The 24,048-nt window shown below is 27.4% G+C and carries 39 protein-coding genes; 10 read left to right on the forward strand and 29 right to left on the reverse strand.

The window, feature by feature from the left end; all coding sequences use genetic code 11:
- Positions 1-167: 167 nt before the first annotated feature.
- The 7 genes from FNZ64_RS01295 to FNZ64_RS01325 all read right to left on the reverse strand — a co-directional run bounded on the left by FNZ64_RS01295 (position 168) and on the right by FNZ64_RS01325 (position 4,810).
- Entirely contained in the window at positions 168-755 is a 588-nt protein-coding gene (locus FNZ64_RS01295) for a tyrosine-type recombinase/integrase (protein WP_142413075.1), read from the reverse strand.
- A 757-nt stretch (positions 756-1,512) separates the two neighbouring features.
- Complete coding sequence (locus tag FNZ64_RS01300; protein WP_142413076.1) at positions 1,513-2,010, reverse strand: hypothetical protein; 498 nt, start codon at positions 2,008-2,010, stop codon at positions 1,513-1,515.
- A gap of 52 nt (positions 2,011-2,062) precedes the next feature.
- A complete protein-coding gene (locus FNZ64_RS01305) occupies positions 2,063-2,485 on the reverse strand; it encodes a hypothetical protein (RefSeq protein WP_142413077.1) in 423 nt (140 codons plus the stop codon).
- A 160-nt stretch (positions 2,486-2,645) separates the two neighbouring features.
- Positions 2,646-2,942 (reverse strand): DUF3892 domain-containing protein, encoded by a 297-nt coding sequence (locus tag FNZ64_RS01310; RefSeq protein WP_185903638.1) that lies wholly within the window; start codon positions 2,940-2,942, stop codon positions 2,646-2,648.
- A gap of 122 nt (positions 2,943-3,064) precedes the next feature.
- Complete coding sequence (locus FNZ64_RS01315) at positions 3,065-3,274, reverse strand: hypothetical protein (RefSeq protein WP_142413079.1); 210 nt, start codon at positions 3,272-3,274, stop codon at positions 3,065-3,067.
- Between the two features lie 15 nt (positions 3,275-3,289).
- Positions 3,290-4,045 carry a DNA adenine methylase gene (locus FNZ64_RS01320; protein ID WP_142413080.1) on the reverse strand — a complete coding sequence of 252 codons (756 nt, stop codon included), beginning with the start codon at positions 4,043-4,045 and terminating at the stop codon, positions 3,290-3,292.
- Positions 4,046-4,258: 213 nt separating this feature from the next.
- Entirely contained in the window at positions 4,259-4,810 is a 552-nt protein-coding gene (locus FNZ64_RS01325; RefSeq protein WP_142413081.1) for a coiled-coil domain-containing protein, read from the reverse strand.
- A gap of 182 nt (positions 4,811-4,992) precedes the next feature.
- Here FNZ64_RS01325 and FNZ64_RS01330 point away from each other — a divergent pair, with 182 nt between their 5' ends.
- Entirely contained in the window at positions 4,993-5,265 is a 273-nt protein-coding gene (locus tag FNZ64_RS01330; RefSeq protein ID WP_142413082.1) for a hypothetical protein, read from the forward strand.
- Between the two features lie 350 nt (positions 5,266-5,615).
- Here the strand turns inward: FNZ64_RS01330 and FNZ64_RS14985 are convergent, their stop codons facing one another.
- The 3 genes from FNZ64_RS14985 to FNZ64_RS01340 form a co-directional block, all read right to left on the reverse strand.
- Positions 5,616-5,750 (reverse strand): hypothetical protein, encoded by a 135-nt coding sequence (locus FNZ64_RS14985; protein WP_279233251.1) that lies wholly within the window; start codon positions 5,748-5,750, stop codon positions 5,616-5,618.
- A gap of 300 nt (positions 5,751-6,050) precedes the next feature.
- Positions 6,051-7,268 (reverse strand): transposase, encoded by a 1,218-nt coding sequence (locus FNZ64_RS01335; protein ID WP_142413083.1) that lies wholly within the window; start codon positions 7,266-7,268, stop codon positions 6,051-6,053.
- A gap of 161 nt (positions 7,269-7,429) precedes the next feature.
- The gene (locus FNZ64_RS01340; protein ID WP_142413084.1) at positions 7,430-7,633 is read right to left on the reverse strand and encodes a helix-turn-helix transcriptional regulator; all 204 of its coding nucleotides are present in this window, start codon (positions 7,631-7,633) and stop codon (positions 7,430-7,432) included.
- Positions 7,634-7,702: 69 nt separating this feature from the next.
- On the opposite strand from FNZ64_RS01340, the gene FNZ64_RS01345 reads away from it, so the two are divergent.
- Entirely contained in the window at positions 7,703-8,536 is an 834-nt protein-coding gene (locus tag FNZ64_RS01345; RefSeq protein WP_142413085.1) for a DUF4393 domain-containing protein, read from the forward strand.
- Between the two features lie 4 nt (positions 8,537-8,540).
- Here FNZ64_RS01345 and FNZ64_RS14570 read toward each other — a convergent pair whose 3' ends face one another.
- The 17 genes from FNZ64_RS14570 to FNZ64_RS01405 all read right to left on the reverse strand — a co-directional run bounded on the left by FNZ64_RS14570 (position 8,541) and on the right by FNZ64_RS01405 (position 15,291).
- Entirely contained in the window at positions 8,541-8,717 is a 177-nt protein-coding gene (locus FNZ64_RS14570; RefSeq protein ID WP_185903639.1) for a hypothetical protein, read from the reverse strand.
- 38 nt (positions 8,718-8,755) lie between these two features.
- On the reverse strand, positions 8,756-9,460 hold the full coding sequence (locus FNZ64_RS01350) for a DUF2786 domain-containing protein (protein WP_142413086.1): 705 nt from the start codon (positions 9,458-9,460) through the stop codon (positions 8,756-8,758).
- A 43-nt stretch (positions 9,461-9,503) separates the two neighbouring features.
- Positions 9,504-9,746 carry a hypothetical protein gene (locus FNZ64_RS01355; RefSeq protein ID WP_142413087.1) on the reverse strand — a complete coding sequence of 81 codons (243 nt, stop codon included), beginning with the start codon at positions 9,744-9,746 and terminating at the stop codon, positions 9,504-9,506.
- Positions 9,746-9,955 carry a hypothetical protein gene (locus tag FNZ64_RS01360; protein ID WP_142413088.1) on the reverse strand — a complete coding sequence of 70 codons (210 nt, stop codon included), beginning with the start codon at positions 9,953-9,955 and terminating at the stop codon, positions 9,746-9,748. The genes FNZ64_RS01355 and FNZ64_RS01360 overlap by 1 nt, the downstream gene beginning before the upstream one ends.
- An 18-nt stretch (positions 9,956-9,973) precedes the next feature.
- Entirely contained in the window at positions 9,974-10,114 is a 141-nt protein-coding gene (locus FNZ64_RS14575; protein ID WP_185903640.1) for a hypothetical protein, read from the reverse strand.
- Between the two features lie 16 nt (positions 10,115-10,130).
- On the reverse strand, positions 10,131-10,895 hold the full coding sequence (locus FNZ64_RS01365; RefSeq protein ID WP_142413089.1) for a hypothetical protein: 765 nt from the start codon (positions 10,893-10,895) through the stop codon (positions 10,131-10,133).
- A 6-nt stretch (positions 10,896-10,901) separates the two neighbouring features.
- Positions 10,902-11,045, reverse strand: coding sequence for a hypothetical protein (locus FNZ64_RS14580; RefSeq protein ID WP_185903641.1), 144 nt, complete (start codon positions 11,043-11,045; stop codon positions 10,902-10,904).
- Complete coding sequence (locus FNZ64_RS01370; RefSeq protein ID WP_142413090.1) at positions 11,035-11,259, reverse strand: hypothetical protein; 225 nt, start codon at positions 11,257-11,259, stop codon at positions 11,035-11,037. The genes FNZ64_RS14580 and FNZ64_RS01370 overlap by 11 nt, the downstream gene beginning before the upstream one ends.
- A gap of 20 nt (positions 11,260-11,279) precedes the next feature.
- Positions 11,280-11,423, reverse strand: a complete 144-nt coding sequence (locus FNZ64_RS01375) for an aspartyl-phosphate phosphatase Spo0E family protein (RefSeq protein WP_142413091.1) — start codon at positions 11,421-11,423, stop codon at positions 11,280-11,282.
- Between the two features lie 10 nt (positions 11,424-11,433).
- Entirely contained in the window at positions 11,434-12,036 is a 603-nt protein-coding gene (locus FNZ64_RS01380; RefSeq protein ID WP_142413092.1) for a sigma-70 family RNA polymerase sigma factor, read from the reverse strand.
- Positions 12,037-12,184: 148 nt separating this feature from the next.
- A complete protein-coding gene (locus FNZ64_RS01385; RefSeq protein WP_142413093.1) occupies positions 12,185-13,210 on the reverse strand; it encodes a conserved phage C-terminal domain-containing protein in 1,026 nt (341 codons plus the stop codon).
- Positions 13,211-13,270: 60 nt separating this feature from the next.
- Entirely contained in the window at positions 13,271-13,393 is a 123-nt protein-coding gene (locus FNZ64_RS14990; RefSeq protein WP_279233252.1) for a hypothetical protein, read from the reverse strand.
- A gap of 64 nt (positions 13,394-13,457) precedes the next feature.
- Entirely contained in the window at positions 13,458-13,982 is a 525-nt protein-coding gene (locus tag FNZ64_RS01390; protein ID WP_142413094.1) for a helix-turn-helix domain-containing protein, read from the reverse strand.
- 83 nt (positions 13,983-14,065) lie between these two features.
- Positions 14,066-14,263, reverse strand: coding sequence for a hypothetical protein (locus FNZ64_RS01395; protein WP_185903642.1), 198 nt, complete (start codon positions 14,261-14,263; stop codon positions 14,066-14,068).
- A gap of 68 nt (positions 14,264-14,331) precedes the next feature.
- On the reverse strand, positions 14,332-14,481 hold the full coding sequence (locus tag FNZ64_RS14585) for a hypothetical protein (protein ID WP_185903643.1): 150 nt from the start codon (positions 14,479-14,481) through the stop codon (positions 14,332-14,334).
- A gap of 52 nt (positions 14,482-14,533) precedes the next feature.
- On the reverse strand, positions 14,534-14,800 hold the full coding sequence (locus tag FNZ64_RS01400; protein WP_142413096.1) for a hypothetical protein: 267 nt from the start codon (positions 14,798-14,800) through the stop codon (positions 14,534-14,536).
- A 299-nt stretch (positions 14,801-15,099) separates the two neighbouring features.
- The gene (locus tag FNZ64_RS01405; protein WP_142413097.1) at positions 15,100-15,291 is read right to left on the reverse strand and encodes a helix-turn-helix transcriptional regulator; all 192 of its coding nucleotides are present in this window, start codon (positions 15,289-15,291) and stop codon (positions 15,100-15,102) included.
- 154 nt (positions 15,292-15,445) lie between these two features.
- Here FNZ64_RS01405 and FNZ64_RS01410 point away from each other — a divergent pair, with 154 nt between their 5' ends.
- The 5 genes from FNZ64_RS01410 (at position 15,446) to FNZ64_RS01430 (ending at position 18,810) form a co-directional block, all read left to right on the forward strand.
- Complete coding sequence (locus FNZ64_RS01410) at positions 15,446-15,802, forward strand: helix-turn-helix domain-containing protein (RefSeq protein WP_142413098.1); 357 nt, start codon at positions 15,446-15,448, stop codon at positions 15,800-15,802.
- Between the two features lie 33 nt (positions 15,803-15,835).
- On the forward strand, positions 15,836-16,777 hold the full coding sequence (locus FNZ64_RS01415) for an exonuclease domain-containing protein (RefSeq protein WP_142413099.1): 942 nt from the start codon (positions 15,836-15,838) through the stop codon (positions 16,775-16,777).
- Between the two features lie 18 nt (positions 16,778-16,795).
- Entirely contained in the window at positions 16,796-17,230 is a 435-nt protein-coding gene (locus FNZ64_RS01420) for a hypothetical protein (RefSeq protein WP_142413100.1), read from the forward strand.
- 49 nt (positions 17,231-17,279) lie between these two features.
- The gene (locus FNZ64_RS01425; protein ID WP_142413101.1) at positions 17,280-17,537 is read left to right on the forward strand and encodes a hypothetical protein; all 258 of its coding nucleotides are present in this window, start codon (positions 17,280-17,282) and stop codon (positions 17,535-17,537) included.
- Positions 17,538-17,871: 334 nt separating this feature from the next.
- Positions 17,872-18,810, forward strand: coding sequence for an ABC-three component system protein (locus FNZ64_RS01430; protein ID WP_142413102.1), 939 nt, complete (start codon positions 17,872-17,874; stop codon positions 18,808-18,810).
- A gap of 74 nt (positions 18,811-18,884) precedes the next feature.
- On the opposite strand, the gene FNZ64_RS01435 is transcribed toward FNZ64_RS01430, so the two are convergent.
- Positions 18,885-20,606, reverse strand: a complete 1,722-nt coding sequence (locus FNZ64_RS01435; protein WP_142413103.1) for a DUF2326 domain-containing protein — start codon at positions 20,604-20,606, stop codon at positions 18,885-18,887.
- Entirely contained in the window at positions 20,593-20,844 is a 252-nt protein-coding gene (locus tag FNZ64_RS01440; RefSeq protein WP_142413104.1) for an ABC-three component system middle component 6, read from the reverse strand. Before FNZ64_RS01440 ends, FNZ64_RS01435 begins: the two co-directional genes overlap by 14 nt.
- 171 nt (positions 20,845-21,015) lie before the next feature.
- On the opposite strand from FNZ64_RS01440, the gene FNZ64_RS01445 reads away from it, so the two are divergent.
- From FNZ64_RS01445 to FNZ64_RS01455, 3 genes are read left to right on the forward strand one after another with little or no spacing between them, the layout of a single operon-like run.
- Positions 21,016-21,504 carry an ImmA/IrrE family metallo-endopeptidase gene (locus FNZ64_RS01445; protein ID WP_142413105.1) on the forward strand — a complete coding sequence of 163 codons (489 nt, stop codon included), beginning with the start codon at positions 21,016-21,018 and terminating at the stop codon, positions 21,502-21,504.
- Entirely contained in the window at positions 21,485-23,119 is a 1,635-nt protein-coding gene (locus tag FNZ64_RS01450; RefSeq protein ID WP_142413106.1) for a recombinase family protein, read from the forward strand. The genes FNZ64_RS01445 and FNZ64_RS01450 overlap by 20 nt, the downstream gene beginning before the upstream one ends.
- Before the next feature lie 47 nt (positions 23,120-23,166).
- Entirely contained in the window at positions 23,167-23,949 is a 783-nt protein-coding gene (locus FNZ64_RS01455) for an ABC transporter substrate-binding protein (protein WP_142413107.1), read from the forward strand.
- The last annotated feature ends 99 nt before the right edge of the window (positions 23,950-24,048 follow it).

Genomic DNA, 24,048 nt, shown 5'->3' on the forward strand with positions numbered 1-24,048 from the left:
AACATTCTAAAAATCCCATCCTGTTTTTACAATTAGTGGTTATTTGAATGTCACAAATAGATTAAACTGTGATATTAATTTTTTATGCACATATAATGTAGATATTTTTTTCTTATGATTGAATGTAATGTGACCTAAATTTGTGACATTGAAGATTATAAAGAAACTTATTTCCGTTTTCTTCTTCCAAAGTTCAAAGCTACAATACTATCATTAATCATCTTTTCTGTTAATCCTATATACCTTTTTGTTACACTTATATCACTATGATTAAGTGCCTCCCTTACCTGTACTATATCTCCTGTTTGTTTATATAAAAAATATCCAAAGGTCTTTCTCATTGTATGAGTATTGATTCTTCGGATACCAAACTTCTTACCTGCATTTTTTAATATTCTTCCTGCATGCTCCCTTGTTATGGGTTTATATATTCCTGAGGTTTTTTTCCTAGATTGAAAAAGATATTCGTAGTCACTCTTTCCCTCTATATAATCTTTTAAGATTTCTCTTAAAGCAGGGTTTAATTCAATTATTCTTTCTTTATTGGTTTTTTGTTCAACTATATCAATAGTATTAGTTTCTAAAAATTCTTTAACATCCCTTACTTTTAATTTTAATATATCACTTATCCTAAACCCTGTATAAATTCCAAAATTAAATAAAACACAATCCCTTATATTTTTATCTTGTAAATAATCAGATATATCTAATACTGTTTCTATATCTCTTATTGGTTGAACAGTCTGTTTTCTCATATTTCTTTGATGCTACCCTCCTTTCCATTTTTCTAATGCTATTTAAATATAATGCTGTAATATTAGGTTGATTAAAGAAATATAATAACTCCACTAACTTTCTTACATAATTAGCATTATTTTTTTACTAAAAACCATATTAATGTAACTATATATCTTTTTTAAAGTTAATTTCTTTCAAATTATTAGTTACCTTTACTTTTTTACTTTCTAAAACTACTCTAAAGATAGCTTATATAGTTGATTTATATATATACGTACTTCTAAATTAAAGAATTAAATAATTAAAATCCTCTTAAATAAAGAAATAAAACAATATAAAGCATTTAAGCCTTATTTGAATTAAATAAGTTTTTTATGCTATTAGTTACTTTGTTTTATGCATCATTTCTGTACTATTACATATAATATACTATATAAACTTTGAGGGAGGGGTAATGATGATTTATATTGATATAAAACTATTCAATTTAAAACTAATGATTATTTATATAAAAAATCATTAGTTTTAGTAGACCTTAATACAAGGTCTACCTATAAATTCAATAAAGAATTATAATAATTGAAAAGTTTTAAAAACTATAATAAATCATCATTACCTAATATAAAAGAGGCTTTCTTAAAGTAAAATTAATTACTTATGAAAGCCTCTTTATTTAATACTAAAAAATACTGAAATTCCTTCAAGCACTTTCTTCACATTTCTATAAAAGGTTTATTTTACCTTGTATATCACTATCTCATCTCTGCTTATGCTCTACTTTAAAAGCTTTAAAAATAATGATTGTTGCCATTTTAAGTCTTGAAATTCGCTCAAATGTTCTACTTTAATAATTTCACACTCTATTTTAAGCAATTTTTCAAAATTAGGGATATTATTATTGACAATCAACTCATAAGCAGCTGTTAATGCTTTCTTATACTCTATACTTAGAAATATTTTTTCTGACTCCATGGAATCTAATGTTGATTTTATATTGATTAAAACAATATCTGAATTAGTTTCTAAATATAATTTGCAATATCTTAAGTATGTTTTATATGCTAAAATCATATCTTTTTTAACATCTAGAGAGTTTTTATTAAATATAAATACTAATCCTTGATATACAACAATTCCTGTAAAAAAACGTTCAATATTTTCATATGAATTTTCAATTCTACAAAAATAACTTGTAATTATAACAAATAAAATAGCTACTAAAATAACTTCTATAACATAAACAATAAATTGATTTACATATTTCCTCCCCATAAGTATAATCCCTTCATTTTTATATTTTATTGTTAATTTGATAAAAATAACTTTAAGATAGGCTTTTGCCTTTTCTTTCTTCTTTATATCTTTTAATCATCTCTTGTAAAAAAGTATAATATTTATTATAATTATTAGATTTTATCACAGCTATACTTAAAACAATAAGTATAACTAATAAAGCACCTAAAAAAATATATGTTATACCACTCTTTTCATATAAAGCTGCTATTATACCTAAAATGAAAGTTAAAAGAGGTAATATCGACATTGCTATACTTAACCCATTAATATCAACTATCTCAACCTTTATCATTGTCTCTATATCCTCTATTTCTTTATCATTCTTTTTATCTAACCAATTAAAAATATTTTCTCTTAATAGCGTCATGCTAGGTTCAAACTTTTCAAATTCATATTTAAATCTACATATATCAATATAGTTAGTCTTATAAATCTTAAAAATCTTTCTCATAAAACCACCTCATATATTTATCGATGATTATATGCTTTTCTTTATATTTCTAACTACTAAAATGATAATACAAGATTACCTCACCTTTATATCTTATTTATATCTGATCTGACCTGTTTTCATTAAAAAAGAGCCCTATTATGAGCTCTTTTTTTATTAATTAGTATTGTTCAATATTATCAAGGTTATCACACTTTTTACCATTTGCCTTAGTTTTAATGTATTTTTTACCTTCTATTGTTTCTGTTATCACTTTTGCACCAAGTTCATACTTTCCTGAACTATTTTTATAAATAGTATATATAGTCTTATTTCCTTGATCAATATCGTAAACAACTTCTTCTCTAGTCTTTTCTTTTTTATTAGTTAAGATAGTTGAAATATAAAATGTACATGTTTTTACAGTTTTTATTATATCATTTTCTTGATGAACTGAATAAATATAATAATCAGCCATATATATCATCCTCCTTAATGTAACCATTTCTACATATTAGAAGATTTCCCTTTATATTTCGTTCGTTCTTTTTCTATATAACTCTCATTAAAAGGAATTTTTTAATATTAAAACCATTAAACTCACTTCTGCCTAATAGCTCCATTAATTCTCCTATAGCTTCTCTCATTCATACATTCCTTAAGATTATCAGCTATATTTTCTCTTTTAACTTTCCTGGAACTACAATAAGGACACACTAAGTATCCTTTCATATTTCCTAAATCCTCTGATAATAGTACAAATTCTTTTCCACAAGTGCAGCACTTATAACTTGTATAAATACTTAGCATATCCTCACATCCTTTTTAATAATTAGTTATAATTAATTCTTTATACTTTCCTCTTGCTTTCTGTTCTTTAGATACAGAATAATTAACTTCAACTTCTTTTATTTTAAAGCCTTTATACCATTCTCTAACCTTTTCATGGTCATTTATAGTTAATAAAAACTTTCCTCTTAAATTTATAAGATTATCTCTTAATAACAGATGTTCTTTTTCTCCAAACTCATTACCATACCCTGTTGTTTCAAAATACGGTGGATCTGCAAAGAAAAAGCTATGTTTTCTATCATACTTTTCAATAACCTTTTCAAAACTTAAATTTTCTACATAAGTATTTCTAAGCCTTCCTTTTATATCTCCTAGAACTCCTTTATAAAATATTTGTGGCGAAGGTCTAGTAGTGGTACCATAACCATAATTATTTCCTTTCCCTGCAAAACTTTGAGATATTAAATATAAAAACCTCACTGCTCTATGTATGTCAGTAAGGTTTCCTATCTCAATATTTTTATATTCTTCAAACACATCTCTGCCTGAGAATTCATATTCTAGTTGTCTTTCTATTTCTGGAGCATGATACTTAATGATTTTAAATAGGTTTATTAATTCCTTGTCTATATCATTTATAACCTCTATTTTTGAAGACTCTTTTCCAAAGTAAACCCATCCTGCTCCAAAGAATAACTCAACATAACAAATATGTTCTGGTATCATTTCTATTATTGTTTTTCTTAATTTACTTTTTCCGCCCATACGAGCTATTGGTGGCTTAAGCATTTATATCACTCCTAGTAATTTTTATTCTATTGGGTTAATTACACACCGCCACCAAATTAAAAACACTTAGCCTATACAATGTAAGCCAAGTGTTTTCTAAGTTTATCTTAAGGAGGTTGTCTTAAGAACTCATGATACTATAATAACTGATTTATTCTTTAATAAAGTATCAACTTAGTATCATAAGAGTATCACTTTCGTATCATTTTAGTATCATAAGTTAATTATCCTTTGAAAAACTAACATTTTGTATATATTTTTTAATATTTTATTTTTAGCTCTTTTAGCAGTTATCTCTGTTCCTTGATACATATCTACAGCTATCCAGGTTAATGTTTTCTCATTTTTATATCTATATTCTATAAACTTTTTAGATTCTTCATTTAATGTATCTAGATTATATTCAATTTTATCTATTTCCCTTTGAAGTTCCCTATTATGCTTTTGTAATTCTAGTTTTTCTGCTAATAATTGAAGTACTTCTCTTTCCATCTTATTTATTTCTCCTATAATTTTTTCCTCAATCCCTCCTGAAGAAAATCCACCATTTACATTATCTTTTCTATAATCTATAGCCTTAAGATCTACTCTAATATTACAATTTTTTAAATCATCTTCTATAGAACTTATTTGTTTTTCTATATTTTTTATCCTGTTTTTATTACTATCTATCCAATTTTTTTGTTTATAATACAACTTAATTCTTTTCTCTGCCTCTTTTATTTGACAATCCTCTAAAGTTTCTATTCTCTTTTTATTATTCATCCAACATCCTCCTAACATCTTATATGTATATAAAAATAAAAAGCTACATGAATTATCTCACATAGCTCTTCTTAGCTTTAAACTATCCCTATTGATAGTTCACCTAATTGTTTTGCATCAAATTCACCTTCTTTTTACCAATTAAATATTATGATAAAATACTCTTAGAAGGAGCTGATTAGATGCTAGACTACTTAAAAATTAATGCCGATACTGCTATTAAAATTTTAAGTATTATAATAACTGCTATTACTACATATTTTGTTACAAAATACACTGCTAATAGACCTCGTAAACTTGAAATAAAAGACTTACAATTTAAAACTGTTTATCTCCCAATATATAAGCTTCTGTATAATGATCTAAATAAAAGAATTAATAAAGATACAGCATTAAAGTATGCTAATGAAATTAAAATAATATTATCCAATAACTTTGAACTAGCTTTCCCATAATTACATACTTTAAATGATTCATTTTTAGAAGCAATAACTTCTAATGGCGATTATCAATCTTTATTTTATAAAATCTGTTATCAGGTCAATCTTGACTATGAATTATTAAAACAAGCTTTAGGATATCCGTCTCAAACTTCCTTTTCAATATTTAAACGCATGAGTAGAAAAGATAAACTTAAAGAAATACTTGGCTGGTGTTGTGTTATTCAAATGTTTTCCAGTATCCTTCTTATTGTTATTCTTAGTAATACGATTAGCAAAATTAAATTAGTAAAATTTATGATTATTAACGGTATAATTTTCTTTTACTTACTTTATTTAAATTCAAAGGTAAGGAGCATGGAATACTAATTTAAACTTTTGATATAAATTATTGCTAATATAAAATAAAGTATTAAAGCTTCTAAATAACCAATTAATTCCGAAATTCCTATATAAATAGTTGTTACAATTATTGTGATAACTATTTCTTTTTTATTCATATTCTTACCCTTCTTTCTACTTCATTTTTATCTATATAAAAATAAAAAGCTACATGAATTATTTCACATAGCTCTTCTTAGCTTTTAACTATCCCTATTGATAGTTTACCTTCATTGCTTTTTCTAAATCTTATTTTTTATTTTTAATACTTTAAATTTCTCCATTCTTCTAATTGAGCAAATTGCACAATTAGATTTTTAATATTTGTGAAAATGAGTTACTAAAAACACTAAAAAAGATAATAGCAAAGCTAAGCACTACCGTGCCTGTGGATAACTTATTATTTTTTGAAAGTTATTTTATGCTACTTTCTTTAAGTCGTGAGGCTGATTGACTGCAATAGTACCTGCTACTAATGTAATACAATTTAATAAAGCAAATATTTTAGCCTTACGTATTCCTGCGGAACGGATATTATCAGTACTCAGATATTCCTTTAAGAGAGAGTTACATCTCTCAACAGAGCTTCTTTTATTGTACAGATATTGCCATTCCTTTGAATCTCTTAAAGGATAACTATAAAATCTGTTATTTTTTTTATAATTTACTTTATGGCATAAACCATAGTTAGAATTACTACACCAACTCATCCCGTACGGACAGTTTACTTTACTAACTGCATGAGGACATCTAAACTTTAAATAGTTTCCGTCCTTTCCCCAATATGTTAATGGATATCCAAGAGAACATATTGGATGAAAATTTTCATTCATGCCTTCTGGAGGAGCATATGCTCCTCTAGTATTTAATGCTATTATAGGTTGAGCTTTAATAATATGAGTGATGTAATCATAGACTTTTTTATAATCATAGCCTGAATCCATAATGTAATTTACTGATTTAAATGTTGAACCATAGGTATTTTTGAATTTAGCTATTAGTGGTAAAGCCATATCTCCATCATTATAACTAGCAGGGCTAAGTAATATACTTAATGGCAATTCACTTTTGCAGTCAGCAAGTATGTGTAATTTAAATCCAAACCACTTTATTTTATTGCCATCTGTATCATTTTTAGCTCCCCAGTTAGGAGAGACTCCATCCTTTTTAAGTTTAGATGATGGTTTGGATTTTTCATAAGCATTTAACTTAGTAGAATCTATGGCAATATTTGTACCTTCAATAATATTTAATTCCTTTGCTTTCAATATAAGAGATTCAAAGTCTCTTTCAAGCTCATTAGAGCTAGAAATTTTATCTAAAAATCTGCTAAATGTTGAAGCAGAAGGTGCACGATCCAAAACATTAATACCGCAGGTATATCTAAAAACAGGATCTGTTTCAAGTCTATCGACTAATTTTTTTATTGTTTTAATTTGCTCTAATTGCATTGCAATTAATGAATATAACAAAGTTAAAGAATCCCACCCTTTCGGGCCGCGCACAGCGCTTTTAGAAGATAAAAAATTTAAGATATTAGTAAAATTTAATTGAGCAAGAATCATCTCTAATTTTGTTTTTGGTTGATATTTTATAATTTCCTCAAAGGATAATAAACATTGTTGTTGAATATACATAAGTGAGGTTCACTCCTTTCGTTGGTTATTTTGGTCGTACTTAATATATTCAACATTTGGGGGTGAATCTCCTTTTTGTGTTGAGAAAAATTTAGCTGTATCAACAATTAAAAATTATGAAATTTGCTCAATTAACAATATCTTTATATTATGAATAATTACTACTTCAAACTACTTTTAAGTCCTATATTAATTGTCATATTTAATGCTCTAAAAATCTTATCTGCATTTTCAAGACTTATATTTCTTTCACCAGCTTCCCAATAATCAATTGATCTTGTTGTACAGCCCACAATTTTAGCTAATTGACTCTTAGAAATATTATACTTATTTCTTTCTTTTTTGATTATTTCTCCTATTTTCATATTTTTATTGACTTCCTCCCCTTTCATGTACTACCATAATAATACATGAATTATTGTTCATGATTTTATATGAAAGGTGTTGATGCTATGCTTAATAGTGTTGATAAATTTGCTGAAGCTACTGAAAAAGTTCTTGAAGTAGCTCCAAAATTATATGATGATGTAATACAACCTTCTGCTCAAGAGAGTGGAAAACTTCTAGGACGTATCCCAAGAGTAATTAACGCAGTTTTGGCCCCACTTGATATTTGGATTTTAAACAAAGAATATAATATTGAAGAAACTAAAAAACTTCTTGCTAAAAAACTAGAAAATGTTTCTACGGAAAAAATAGTGCCCCCTGAACCATACGTTGCAGTTCCAGCTTTACAAGCTATTTCTTATTCAATGAATAATATTGAACTTAGAAACATGTATGCAAATTTACTTGCTAATTCAATGAATGTTGATGAAAAAGATAATGTTCATCCATCCTTCGTTGAAATCATCAAACAACTTTCTCCATTTGATGCAAATTTATTAAAATTATTTTCTATAATGGGTCAATCTACAAAACCAAGCTACCCAATTATAAAATTACGTTCGCAAATAAGTAAGGAAGATTCCTCAGGAATTGATCGAGTTTATCACATTCTTTCTCCTTCTTTTGGTATATCAATTAACAACTATATTCAATATTCTATTTCTATTGACAATTTAATAAGATTACATTTAGTAAAAGCTGATTACGATAGAAGCTTTGTTGATAAAACATATTACAATGATATCCTTAATAGTGATTTAGTAACAAAACTAAATCAAACATTACCAATTGCTCCAAATTACACCTATGTTAATGATAAAGAAGGTGTTTTAACTATAACTGATCTTGGTCAAGCCTTCATTAATATTTGTGTTTCTTAACATTTTAATTTAATTTTTTTATAAACTCTGCTACACCATCTGTGCAGCTTTCAATAATATCGTGTTTAAATTCTAAAAGTTTCTTATTTAAGAATATTATATTTGTTTTAATAATTATTTGTACTGTAATAGTAGAAAAAGCAATACTTGCTATTACAGTATCCCAATTTATTCTATTCATGATATTGCCTCCTTAAATTCTCATAAATTTTAAATTACCTAATTACTTATATTTTCTGAAGCTAATAATGGCTCTTCCTTAACTTCACCTTCTGCAATTTTATCTGATATACTAAACATTTCACCATCTTCACAGCCTTTGTAATATACATCAGCATACCCTTTAAATTTAGTACGTGTACTTATTGTACGTTTAAAATTTATATTTTCATGTGCTTCAACCACTTCTGCATCCTTAACAAGAACAAGTCCCCATTCCTGGTTTGCTTTTTGTTGTTCAAACATATAATTTAAACCTTTAATAAATCCTAATGCATAGTCATTTTCAAGCCCTTTAGTGCTATGACCATCTTTGGAATATTGATATCTTAATTTTCTTACCGAGCTGTTGATACAGTCTACCGCATACTCTAATACTATATTGCATACAAGTGTGTCTTCTTCTCTTCCGAAAAATGCAATTGTATGAGACCTTCTTGTTTTAAAATAATAGTAGCACCCAAAATTATCAGCTATTACCCCGGCTAATTTAGCTTTCCATTTAGCCTTAGTAAATGATACTGTACTTACTTTCTCTTTAATTGAATTATTGTATATCTTAAATTCTTTAACTTCCTTTAAAGAAAGTTTGTGCTTGGCAAGTAATTCTTGAGCTTTAAGCAATGAAGCTTTAGCTTCATGTTCATTATTGCTTTCACTTAGAGCTAAGAGTTTTTTTATTTTCTCAACAACCTTTATATCCATACTTTCTCCTTTCAAATAGTACACAATATCTACAAATTGTGACCTATTTAAAGAACTTTTGTTTTGCTTTTTCAAGCAATTTAATAGTTTTATCTATACCCTCAATTGATTTTGGTATTGCAACATAACCTTCTGAATCATCTTCATTATTTATATCTTCAAGTATTAACCAACAATGATTATTTGATGAAGAAGATATTTTTAATTCTAGTTCTTCATCTTTTATAACACTGGTTAAAACAACTTCTATTCCTGTATCCTCTATACCTCTTTCAATTGTACCCATTATTCAACCTTCCTTTCAGCATAAGCTTCATCTAATAATCCATAAAATACATTACCCTCAACTACTTTTGTATGAAATTCTATCTCTTCACAATCTCTATCAAAATCTACTTTTTCAAATCCTTCTTTTATGGCTTCCTTTTCATTCTCTGCTTCAACTTCTATGCAAGCTATACCTGTAAATGGTATTGATACTTTATAAGTTCCCAATTTAATTCCTCCTCAATTTTACTTAATAACCTTAACTTTAAGTGCCTGTACCTTTATTCCGTCCTTTGATTTTTTTATCATAATGTCTTTCCCTTGGCCCAATTCTTCTGCAATTTTATATTTATGTTTTTCTATTTCTAAAACTAGATCTCTTTCCATGGCGCCTCCCTTAGCATTAAGCTTTGCTAATTATTTCTTTAACTAAACCTCTCCATATAGCTATATTTCCTTTATTAAAACTTACACATAGGCTTTCTTTACTTTGGCCATAAATGTGAGTTACTTTCCCCTCTAAGAGCTCATCTTTATCATATTGGAACCTTATTACGTCTCCAATGCTTATTTCATCATTAGAGCCTTCCTTATGTGATTTTTTTATATTTGTATTAGATTCATCTTCAATTTCTGTTTTAATAAATTTTAGAACCCAGCCTTTTTTATTTATGCTTAAGGTCTTATCTTTAAGCTGCACTATTATGTTTTCATCACCTTTTCTTCTTATAACTGCTTCAGCTTTCTCCTTGATCTCTTTTAATCTTTCTTCCTGAAGTGAGTTTGTGTTAAACTCTGAACTTTTGTTATAAAAAATTATTTTGTCATTAGGTAGTACAGAAGATTTATCTGGAATAATAAATTCCTCTTTACCTTGGGAATTTATATATACAGTTTTATATTCATGTCCTTCTTTTAATTCCGCTCCTATAGCTCCAAAAGAATATTTTATTATTCTGTTTAACTCTGGCATTTTCTCATACTTTTCAATACACTTTTTTTGAGATGCATTGTAGTAATTTATAGCTGGAGCATATATCTTTTCTGATATTTTATTTTCAGGGATTTTAGTATTACTTTCAGTTATTCTTTCTAAAACATCCCATACAGATAATTGTCCTTCTAATGGCTTAATATACTCTGGGTAAATATCTTTTTTCTTACCCATTTGCATTTACCCCCTTTTAATTTTATATTTTTTCTGTTCTTTATGTACCTGCATACTTCTAGCCTTTTCTATAGCTACTTTTACAGCATATCCCTCAAAATACAATCTCACTGCTTCATCTATCCAAAATTCTATTTTTCTATCTTGCATAAAGAACTCCATTCATACACATTAAAACTATATCTAGCCTTTCATATCCCTTGCCTTCGTGATAAGTAATTCTATTTGTAATTTCTTCTGCAGTATTTATGTTTACTCCTAAAATTTCAGCTATTTCTTCTCTTGAATAATATTCTTTATCAAATCTTTCAAATAGTTTCTTTTGAATCATATTCTTATACTCAAACTCATGCTTATTACTCAAATTTAACACTCCTCCCTGTACTAGAATAATTGGACTTGTTTTATTGCTATAAGCTTGTCTAACTCTTGACTTTTAGTTAGTGTCCTATTGTCACTTAATCCATACTTTAAAACGTAATTATCTAGCTCTTTACGCATTCTTTTAATTTTTATATCTAATTCCATTGTTTACCTCCTAAAAATAACTGCGAACCTTTTCCAAACCCGCATTTATAAGCTTCCTTGCTGTTTCCCTAGAATATCCTTCACGTTCTCCTATTTCTTGATATGTCATATCGCATATATATCTTAGGGTTATAGCTTGTTTCTCTCTTGGATATAGCAAGTTTAATTTACTCCAAACATCTCTTATCTCTAAATTTTTAATTGCTCTATCTTCAGTATCAACATAACCGCCTAATATGTCTTCATAGGTTATATCTTTAGATTCAAAATTTATAATTATCTCTTGTAAGGATTCTATTTTAATCCTATTCTTTAAGCTCATATTCAGCTCTTTTTGAAATTTATATATAGCCTTCATCATGTATCCCTTTGAGCTATGCCATAAGTAAGTACTAAATTCATACTTAGGATTATAATTTCTTATACATGCATCTATATTTAAGGCTGCTTCAGCTACTAATTCCTCTTGATCCATTAAGGTATTAGTTTTTGTCTTTATTTCTTTAGCAACTTTAGTAATTAAAGCTAAATTGTTTTCTATAAGCATATTTCTTGCTTCAAGATCTCCTTCCTTAGCTTTTAATACTAAATCCCTATTGCTTTCACTACACATCTTCTCACTCCCCTAGTTAACCTAAATTTCATTTAGGTGCAGGACTATATATTTTTATTATTCTTTTTATTATTATTCTTCTTTTTATTATTCTTTTTATTGTGGGCAAGACGTACCACGTAACGTTAACGTATCGTTAAACAGAGCACTAAATTTTTTGTTTTCTATTTAATATTTCTTCTATTTCAGCTAAGGTTTTACCACCATCTGAACCATCATATTTTCTTTGTGGATAGTTACAAAAAGCAGATTTATTCTTAGTATTATTAATACGTATAATCTCTTTTTGATTTAAATATCCCTCAAATTTAGTACCAAATAAAGTTTCTGGTCTTAAGTATTTGTCCATCTCTGTATTAGTCCATTCTTTAACTTTTTTATTTATAACAATTTTAAAATCTTCTAGTGTAAAACCTTCTTTTAATCGTGCTGAAATCAGCTGCTGTGTTTTTTTAGTATTAGGTTTAAACTGAGTACCTGCCATTTGGTTTAAATATTGAATTATACTAAAATAGATGCCCTTATCTTTAGTAGGCTTATTATTTTTGATATGGTTTTCATCATTATTTTTTACTGGAGTATTATCTATATTTTTTGAAGAAGATTTGCTTTCTCCTATAGCTTCTTCAGGTATATAGCTTTCAATTATATTATCAATAGAATTTGATACTTCTGGTTGTACATCTTCACTTAGACTTTCTTCTTCATCTACTGGTTCTACTTGCTCTACCTCATCTACTTCCTCACCACAATGATCTAAGAGTTTATAAATAAACTCCTTAATACTTTCATTTTGTATTTTCTTTATAACTTCTTTAACTAAAGATATATCCTTAACCTCTTTTAGCTCTTTTTTTATTAGATCTTCCATGGGCTTTCCACCTCTATTAAGGTTATATTTACCCCAATTTAATAATGCAATTTCCCTGGTCTCTTTGTTATATTTAATTATTTTGTAATGATCCTCAAACCTTTGTACTAAGGAATTAACGCTTTCTATTGAATATCCAAGTTCAAAACCTATTATTTTTTTAGGTAATTGATAAACTCCTATTTGATTCGTATGTGGGTTTGTAAGAAGATACAAATAAAAATATTTATCCTCTGGAGTCATTTCCTCTAAAACCATTACATCAGTCCAAAACTTAATATGCACTTGTCTAAAAACTGCCATGCATACCCCTCCTCTATAAACCTTATTTATGTTCTTAAAAAGGGCAGATTTTATCTACCCTTATTTATTTAAAGTTGCAATAACCTTTTTATTTCTAATGGTTAAAGCAATCCCATACTTGTACATTCTTTGTGCAAACTCTATAGTTATAAGATTATTTTCTTTATTATTTTGAATACTCATATTGAAATTACCTCTCCTTAATGTTAAAATTAAGATACGACTTTTTAAATTTTTTTTGGGGTGCTTATAATAGCACTCTTTTTTTATCCACATAATGCCTATTAACGCATTTCAAATTATGCTGCTGAATAAACGGACTTACATCTGAAAAATTATTAAAAGCTATTTTTAAACACTCAATGTTATGCTCTAGATCTAACCACTCATGAAGTGATTTAACTACCTGGTCCCATTCTTCTTCTGAAAAATCTTCTCTGACCCTCTTATTTCTAACAAGCCTAATCAAATCCGGTAAAACTTCTATAGCTTCTTCTAGTTCCTGTTGAAGGCTCATAAGAACACTTTCTACTGTTAAATTCACATTATTAAGTACCTCATAACTGTAAGCCTTTCCTATAGCGCAACATTCTTTACAGTAAATTTGAGTTATAAATGGCTGTTTATATTCTCTACTCATTGCTAAAGCAACCTCTGGTGATGGTACTGTTTCCCCTGATTCATAGTTTGACAATGTTCTATTTGCCACGTTCAGTTTAAATGCTGCCTCTTCAATGCTAAGTCCAACCTTTTTTCTTGCAATCTTATACATTTCTTCACCTTCCTATCTGAAAAACAATTCATGGTAAAAAATCCTTAATGCTTTATAATAGAATTAAGAAAACAATTTCTAATCTATTTCTCTTTTCTAACATCCTCATAAGTTACATATCCAGGACATTCTCCAAGTAGCCACATCCAACATCTATCCTTAAAAAGATCACACTCTGCTTCTTGGTTGAATGTCTTACAAAATACACATTCCTTAGCAATCTCAAAATCTTTTTTATTTATAATTCCTCCAGTAACACATTTTCTAAAATTGAATATCATATATTGAGAAAATGTTTTCAAATTTAGAATAGTTTAAGTGGTTCTCCACTTTTTTATCTTGTGTAAGGTTACAACCTACTAACTAGCTTTTCTAGTTGCTCTGGTGTTAAAAGTTGATTTAATACAGTTAAAACTGCCTCAGCTTGACTTTTATCTAGCTTTCGTTTACCTTCTTCGGTTGTTGGATAATTCACAATAACCTCAATTTCTCTACTCATAAGCTCCCCTCCCTTCTACATTTAAAATATTCCTGGTTCTATGCTTCTGTTACTATGATGTTGTAATGAATATTAAACGTTCACCATGCTCTGTAATAGAAATTTCATTTTTAGTTAATTTACATGCAATAAATAAATTCCCCATGTAAATTGATATAAAAAGGTATTCTTCATCACTTGCAAGTGTAATTTCTATCCTTGAAATTAGATCCTTTTTAAAAGAAATTCCATCTAGATCAATATCTGCTCCTGGTGCAATGTTATATACTTTTTTCTGCCCTTGTTGTAGATCTTTAGGCTTTATTACGTTTTTTTTCATTTCTATCTGCTCCTTTAATATTAATTTCAAAATGGTTTATTGTTTAAATAGATAACTTTCCCATACCTGTGTATTTGTTTAGGAAAACCATCCTCAATCTCAATACAGATTCTAAAAAATATAAAGTTAAATTCTATACGTCTTTTTGTTATCCTCATTTATGCACCTTCAATCTATATTTTCATTTAATACAACTTGTAGCAGTTAAACGTAGAACTGTTTAAGATACTGCTAATGTCTGACTAGACTAAGATATGCTATTTACATACTTAATAAAATTTTTTTGTTCCCTTTAGGCACTATTCATTCAAAAAAATATTGTCGTTTTGATAACTTAAAACCTCTTTTATCCTCATAGCTAAATTAAATGATGGATTTCTATTCCCATTTTCAATATTAGTATAAGTTGCCCTACTAATATTGAGCTTATGAGCAATTTCTTTTTGAGTATAATTCATTTTCTCTCTTTTTTCTTTTAGTATTCTTCTCATTTAATCACCTCTCTTTTGTGTCTATTAGGAACTTAATTTAAGTATAGTGCCTTATTGAAACATTGTCAAGAGTATTTTTGTTTTTTGTTCATTATAAGCACTAAAGTTTATTTTCGAAACCTTTATAGGTAAAATTGTATTAGGAGGTGTAATAATGACCTTTGGAGATAAACTGAAACAACTTAGAGATGAAAAAAATATTACTCAGCAAGAATTAGCTGATATCCTTAAAGTAGGAAGACCAACTATTGCTGGATATGAAACTAAAGGTAAACAACCAGATTATGATAAATTAATAATTCTTTCTAATTATTTTAATGTATCTATAGACTATCTTTTAGGGAAAACAGATATTAAGGAGCCAGCTGATAAGATCTTAGAAAAATCTCAGGACACTATAGCTCTACATAGAAATGATGGTTATGATGATGATTTACCTGAAGAAGCTAGAAAAGAGATAGAAGATTTTAAAGAGTATGTTAGACATAAATATGGGAAGAAAAAAGATTAAATTATAAACCAATGTAATTATGGGGGTAATTATATGAGTTTTGTATGTATAGATTTTGAAACGGCCAATAAATTTTATAATAGTGCATGCTCACTTGGATTAGTACTCGTTGAAGAAGAAACAATAAAAGAATCAAAATACTACCTTATACAACCACCAGACTTAAACTTTGATCAAGGTAATATTAATATACATGGAATAACACCAGATGAAGTTGCTGATAAGCCAAAATTTTGTGATGTATGGAATGAAATAAGTGATTACATATTATCAGCAGATTATGTTATTGCACATAACGCAGTTTTTGATATGTCAGTTTTAAAATGTTGTCTAGAAGAATACAATATACCTATTCCTAACTTTGAATATGTATGTAGTATTCCTATATCTGCAAGAGCAGTTCGTAAATTAGGTTATCCTACAAAAGATTATAAATCCTTATCAAATGTATGTGATTTATTTAATATTAAATTAAATCATCATAATGCATTAAGTGATGCAGAAGCTTGTGCTCAAGTAGTCATAAATTCATTATTAACTGTAAAAAGAAAAAACTTAGAATCATTTCTTTCTACTCATAGATCTGTACCAATTCACTCTTTTAAAGATCTTGAAATTAAAAAGAATTTTTTTGCTAAAGGAGTTAGTAAATTTAATAGAGTTAAAATTGAGGATATTAAAACTGATAAGTGTGATTTTGATGAAACTCATCCCTTCTATAATAAAAACTTTGTTTTTACTGGCAACTTACAGAATATTGATAGAAAATTAGCAATGCAAAAAGTTGTAGATCTTGGGGGAATAATAAAAAGTGGTGTAAGTAGAACTACTAATTTCTTAGTAGTGGGTATTCAGGATCTATCACTAGTTGATGAAAGTGGTATGAGTACAAAAGAAAAAAGGGCCCTTGAACTTATAGATAAAGGCTTTGATATAAAATTCCTTAGTGAAGTTTGTTTTTTAGATATGATTTAGATTACAGGGGGAATAATAATGATTTTACAAGAATACATAGAAGAATTAGGCAGTGGAATACTTAATATTAAAGATGATAAAATTTATTTAACTGGTTTTATGTCTCCTGAAAGACTATACTCTTATTATCTTCAAGGTGAAAACTGTATCTTTTCTCAAGGAATATATGACTATGAAGAATTAAATTTTGCCTATATTCAAGATAATTCTTTATTTATTATTCTTAAAGATAATGTAGAACAATCTAAAATTCAATTTGAATTAATAAAAAAGAGCACAGTTAAATATAAAAATGAAGAAAATAAAACATTTTCAAAAGTTTATTCTATAAGAAAATGTAAATATACTGATGTTTATAACTATAGAGATGGAGATAAAAGTATACTATTTGATACTTTAGATGAATTAAAAAAATATTTCTTTGGAAAATTTAATACTGAACTTATATTTTAAATTAAATAATCTTAAAATAGGCTATAATTATAAAATGGAGGTGCTTAAGGTGAATAATGATGAAAAAATAATAAGTTTACTAGAAAATCTTACAACCTCAGTTTCTCAGATTCAATCTGATATAACAGAAATAAAGGGTAAAGTTAATTCTGTTTATGAACAAACTGCTGACCTTACAGAATTTCGTACAGAAACTAAAGATAGTTTTGGTTTAGTTTCTAAAGATATTAAATTCATAAAACATAAACTTCGTGAAACAGAAGAAGATGTTTTTGATATTAAAGACCATTTTAAACTAATTAAATAAATATACTAAGACACTTATATAGGTGTCTTTTCCTGTTGGAAATTTAAATATAAAAGAAAAGGTTTTTTGTAATTACTCAAATTTATTTGGTTTGAGTTTTCTTTATAGCTATGTGTGCAAAATTTGTAATAAATACTTATATATAATATATTTATAAGTATTTATGTTAACCCATAATTATTTTTTTTAAATAATATAAATTAGACTATTTAAATCTTTTACAAAATAACTTTATTAATATATTTATTAAAAATATGTCCAAGTTATCATGAATAAACAGCAATAATTAATAGTATTAACTTAACATTTTTTTGATAAGAACGGAGGTTACATATTGAAGAGTGAAACATATTTCTATCATACAATTTTTGATAATCAACTTTTAGAATCATATGGGGATGAATTTGAACAAAAATTTTATAGTGTCATGTATGCTAAGTATGATAATTTTATAAAAATAGAAAGCCAAGGCAGGATCGGTGATAGAAAATGTGATGGTTATATTAAAGGTGAAGGAATATTTTTTCAAGCATATTCACCCAAAGACAGTAGAACCTCAGATGCTTCAATTCAGAAATATGCAATTAAAAAGTTATATGAAGACTTTGAAGGCTTATATATGAAAACTAAAGAAGGCTATTGGGAGCCAATAACACAATTTAATTTCGTTTTTAATAATAAAAGAGGTAATTTTCCTGATTTAATTGAAGCTATCAAAAATTTAGAAATTGAGTATCCTAATATTAAATTTAAACCTTTCGATAGGAGTGATCTTCTAAAAATCTTTGATTCTTTGGATGAAAATGATAAGATGTCTATATCTGGTGCCATGGTCCCTGAAATAAATCCTCTATTACTAGATAATAACATAATGTATAAAATTATAGAGCACTTACTAAACTTAGATTCTAGTCAACTTCCTCAAAAGCTTATAGCCCCAGATTTTAACGAAAAATTAAATTTCAATAGTCTATGTCCCTATTATACATTGAATCTATCAGTAGCTAATTATTCTGTTGATAAATTAAATTCTTATCTGGATTCATTTTCAGATAATATTGAAAATGAATTATGTGAAAAATTTCAAAAATTATATGAAAAAGCAAAAATAGAATTTCCAAATAACTCAGATAGCCAATTTAAATACATTTTAGATAATTCATTTGATTATTCACAGCTAGACAATGCTAATAAACAGCTTTATATAAGCAACTGTTATATAATTTTGTCAAAATACTTTGAATCATGTGATATTTTTGAAGAACCATCATAATAAATTAAGATTCTAATCAAAAAGTAAGACACAAGTTAAAATACTCTGTGTCTTACTAAATTTAAAATATACATTTATATTTCTATACCTAATAGCTTATTTTCTAAATTGTCATCACATAATTCTTTAACCACACCTTGTTGTATATAATCAACAAACTCTAGATCATCATTTAGCTTAGCAAATTCCAAAACTTTCTCATACATATCATAATTTAAATTTGCTATATATTGAACGTGTTTATCAGTACATATTTTTTCTGCTAACTTAAACATCTTATAGACTTGCCTAGGATCTATTTCACTGAATAATGTACTATCATGGTATATAAATTCTACTCTATGATTTATTTTATTATACAAGTTTATCATATCCATACAAAATATTTTAACATTGTTTATGCCTGCAGATTTCTCACTAGTTATTTCAGGTTTAATATTAAATCTCAACTTATTACTTCCAGTATTATTTTCTAAAAAAACACCTGACACCCTTTCCTCTTCATATATATAGTCTATAAATTCTTTAAACTTGTTTGAAATATCTCGTAAAGGCTTTTTTTCAACGTATTCAGAAGCTTCTATGTCCTCACTGGCCATTTTAAGTTTTATAGAATTAATTTCTGTATTTATACCATTAACAATACGCTCATGTTCCCTCATTTTCTGTAGCCTTAATTTCATATCTGTTAATTTAGCTCGCAATGCATCATATTCATCTAAGCTAGCTTTATCCTTTAAATAATCCATTTCAGTATTTATCTTATTATTTATAATACTTAATTCTTTATTCAACTCTCCAATAGTATGTAAAATTTTTTTTCTATCCTTTTTTAAACGATCTTGCCTATTTTCAATTAGTTTAACATGAAAATTAGATACTTCCTTCAAACTTTTAACTATACTCTCCTCAAAGACAACTTTGACATCTTCATATAACTTCAAGACTCTTTCAGCAGTTATATCAATTTTAATTTTTATACTTTCTTCTATGTTTTCTAAAATCTTCTTATTCATAACTATCTCATTAATAATCTCTTGCTTTTGATACTTAGATTTTTCTAAACTTTCCTTTATTAAATTATACTCTTCAGATATTTGAAAATTTCTTATTTTAAACTCTAAACTTTTGATATCCCTTTCTAGGGAATCTATATTGACTCCTATTTCTGTTCCCTTTATAAGTTCTCTTATTGTTTCATCATTCTCAATAATTTTTTTATTACCTTGTAGCTTATTTATTTTTTGTTTATTCTGTATCTTATTCAAAACTAATTCAACATCAAGACCCATAAGAAAAGAATTACACATTAAAGCAGAATCATCATTTTCTTTTTTCTTGCATATATTCCAATCTATATATCCCCTCTTAGGTATTCTTAGAAATCTAGATATTAAATTTCTATACGTTATTTGATTTGAATCTATTAAAACATCAAATAATATATTTTCCATATACTGATTAAACTGTTTATCTCTAAATTCAATGTTATTAAAATAAATTTTATTTTTATCATTTATAGACCTTTTTATTCTTTTTTCTTGTCCATCTATATTAATATATAAAAAGAATTCCCAATCCTTTAACTTCAGTAATTCTGATTCATCAGAATCTTTAGAAACAGTTGAACCTAAGCAAAAATCTATTAATTTTAAGGAAAGACTTTTTCCAACACCATTAACACTTTTTCCTTTTTTATTCGTTGTTTTTTTTCCCAATATTATATTTATTCTATTAGGCTTAAATTTAATAGTTCTAAACCTATCATCATCCGCATCAAGCTTAGTAATGTACATTATATAATTCCCCCTTATTGTTTATATCAACTACCCCTAAAATATACAATAATTCTATAGCAAGGATAAAATTATCAAAGCTATGTTTTTTTTGTATTTCTTTTGAATAAACATATGTACTATTATAATTTTGCCAACATTGATCTACTGTCTGTGGCATCTTCAAAATAGAAATTATTAATGCTCCTAGTCCTAAATATGACCCAGATATTTTAATGTGCTTGGATGGTAAAATCATTCTAACCCCTCTTTTTTTCTACTATATATACTTTTATAATAACATATAAAATTTAAAATTTATAGTAAGCTTTGAAAGCCAAATCTTTAATTTTATATATCCACGTCTAGAACATAGGTTCGATTTGTGTTATTATTATACCATAAAATTCTTAACGAAAGAGTGATAATTATGGTAAACGTTGATGTACTTTTCGATATAGTAGAAAAAGAAAATATTCAAATAGAATATGTGAAACTACCTAAGGATATTCAAGGAATCTATTATAAAGCAGAAAATCTTCCACCTATAATAGGTATTAATAGAAATATAATAAATAATGCTCCCCTTTTTAAAACAATTCTTGCTGAAGAAATTGGTCATCATTTCACTACCTTTGGTGATACTACTGCTGAATGTTTTTCTTACATTGAGAAACTTCTTATAACTAAGAAAGAAAACTTAGCTTTAAAATGGGCCACAGATCTTCTTATTCCAACTCCTTTTTTAGTACAAGCTATACAAGATAATATTTCTACAATCTATGACCTTGCTGAGTTTTTTTGTGTAACTGAGGACTTTATAAGGTTAAAGCTCTATTTTATAAATATTGATTCTAAAGCATATACTTATTGTGAAAGCGAAATTAGGAGGATGAACTATGATAGCTGCAATCTATAGTAGAAAGTCTAAATTCTCTGAAAAAGGAGAATCTGTTGAAAATCAAGTTCAGATGTGCAGAGAATACTTAAAAAGAAATTTTAGTAATATAGAAGATATTAAAGTTTATGAAGATGAAGGCTTTTCAGGAAAAGATGTAAACAGGCCCGAATTTAAAAAGATGATGAAGGCTGCTAAAAATAAAAAATTTAATGTACTTATTTGTTATCGCCTGGACCGTATAAGTAGAAATGTTGCTGACTTTTCTAATACCATAGAAGAATTACAAAAATATAATATAGATTTTATTAGCATAAAGGAGCAATTTGACACAAGTTCTCCTATGGGCAGAGCAATGATGAACATTGCAGCAGTATTCGCACAGCTTGAGCGTGAAACCATAGCAGAACGTATAAAAGACAATATGTTAGAGTTAGCTAAAACAGGTCGTTGGCTTGGTGGTACTGCTCCATTAGGTTATAAATCAGAGCCTATACTCTATGCAAATGAAGATGGTAAAGGTAAAAAGATGTATAAATTAACTCAAGTTAAAGATGAAATGAATATAGTAAAATTAGTCTATAAACTGTACTTAAATAAACAAGGCTTTTCTTCTGTTGCCACATATCTATGTAAAAATAAATATAAAGGGAAAAATGGTGGAGAATTCTCCAGGGAAACTACACGTCAAATAGTTGTAAATCCAGTGTATTGTATAAGTGATGATAAAATATTTGAATGGTTTAAGAAACAAGGTGCCACTGTATACGGTACCCCTGATGGAATCCACGGATTAATGGTATACAATAAAAGAGAAGGTGGTAAAAAAGATAATCCTATTAATGAATGGATCGTAGCTATAGGAAAACATAAGGGTGTTATATCCTCTGATATATGGATAAAATGTCAGGATATAATTAAAGATAATAAATCAAAAGTTTCCCCTCGCTCTGGTACTGGAGAAAAATTTTTATTATCTGGTATGGTTATATGTGGGGAATGTGGTTCTGGCATGAGCTCCTGGAGTAGATATAATAAAAAAACAAAGTATATGGAAAGATACTATAGGTGTAATCTAAAAAATAGAGCAAGTACTAGATGTAGTACTAAAATGTTGAATGCATATAAAGCAGAAGATTATGTAGCTGCTTACCTTAAGGAATTAAATATAGATATGTTTAAAGAAATATATCAGAAGAATAAAAAAAATATAATAAATTATGATGTAACAGATGAAATAAATAAATTAAATAAAACCTTATCTGAAAATAAAAAAATAATTCAGGGAGTAATAAAAAAGCTAGCTCTAATTGATGATAATGACATAGTAGATATGCTTAAAAATGAGCTAGAGAGATTAAAAAAAGAAAATGATGATATAAACTATAAGCTCCATGAATTAAACTCTGTAATGGAAGAAAAAGATGATGAAGAAAGATTTTTAAACAACATGGAGGTTAATATATCAAACTTTAAAAAACTTTATGACTTTGTTGATATTACACAAAAAAGAATATTAGTTAAGGGCCTAATTGAAAACGTAGTATGGACTACCTCAGATGAAAAAAATATATTAGAAATTAATCTTATAGGCACCAATTCACTGCTTCCATGTGGTATTATAAAAAGGAGATAGATTTGTAAATACCTACTTGTGTATTTGCATAAGGTGCTGATAAAACCATGCAACAAGTTTTAAGTGGTGCTGTAGATGTAGGTCTTTGTGGTCCTGAACAAGTTATTTATATTTATAATCAAAAAAGAGAAGATTATCCTATAATATTTTCTGGACTAACTCAAAAAGACGGTTCTTTTCTAGTTGGAAGGAAAGATGAAAAAGATTTTGATTGGCAAAACTTAAAAGGAAAAAAAGTAATAGGTGGTAGACCTGGTGGAATGCCTGAAATGACCTTTGAATACGTACTTAAGGAAAAAGGTATAACACCATTTCAAGATGTTGATATTATAACTAATATAGCATTCCATGCAACTGCAGGCGCTTTTAAAGGTGGAACTGAAGATTATGTAACCTTATTTGAACCTACTGCTAGTATGCTAAAAAAAGATAATTCAGGATATGTTGTAGCTTCTATAGGAGAGCTAGCTGGAAATATCCCATATACCTCTTTTTTCTCTACCAAATCCTATAGGGATAAAAATCCTGATAACTTAGAATCCTTTACTAGAGCTATATATAAGGGTCAAAAGTGGATATATGAACATTCCAATGAAGAAGTTATAGAATCCGTTAAATCCTTCTTCCCTTCTGCAGATAAAGAAATATTAGTAAGTTCTATTAAACGCTATAAGGAAATAGATGCCTTTGCAAAAGACCCATTATTAAAAGAAGATGAATTAAATAAATTAATGGACATTATCGAAAACTATAAGTCCGATTTAATAAAAACTAGACCTCCTTTTGATAAAATTGTGGATAACTCCTTTGCAGAAAAAGCAATAAAATAAACAAACCCATGCGTAAACAGAGAAATGTAGAGCTTGTTTTACGCATGGGTTTTATTAAAGTAATAGAAATTCTTAACGTAGTAAATCAGTGATGAAGTG

Source organism: Hathewaya massiliensis, assembly GCF_902143515.1.
Classification (GTDB): domain Bacteria; phylum Bacillota; class Clostridia; order Clostridiales; family Clostridiaceae; genus Hathewaya; species Hathewaya massiliensis.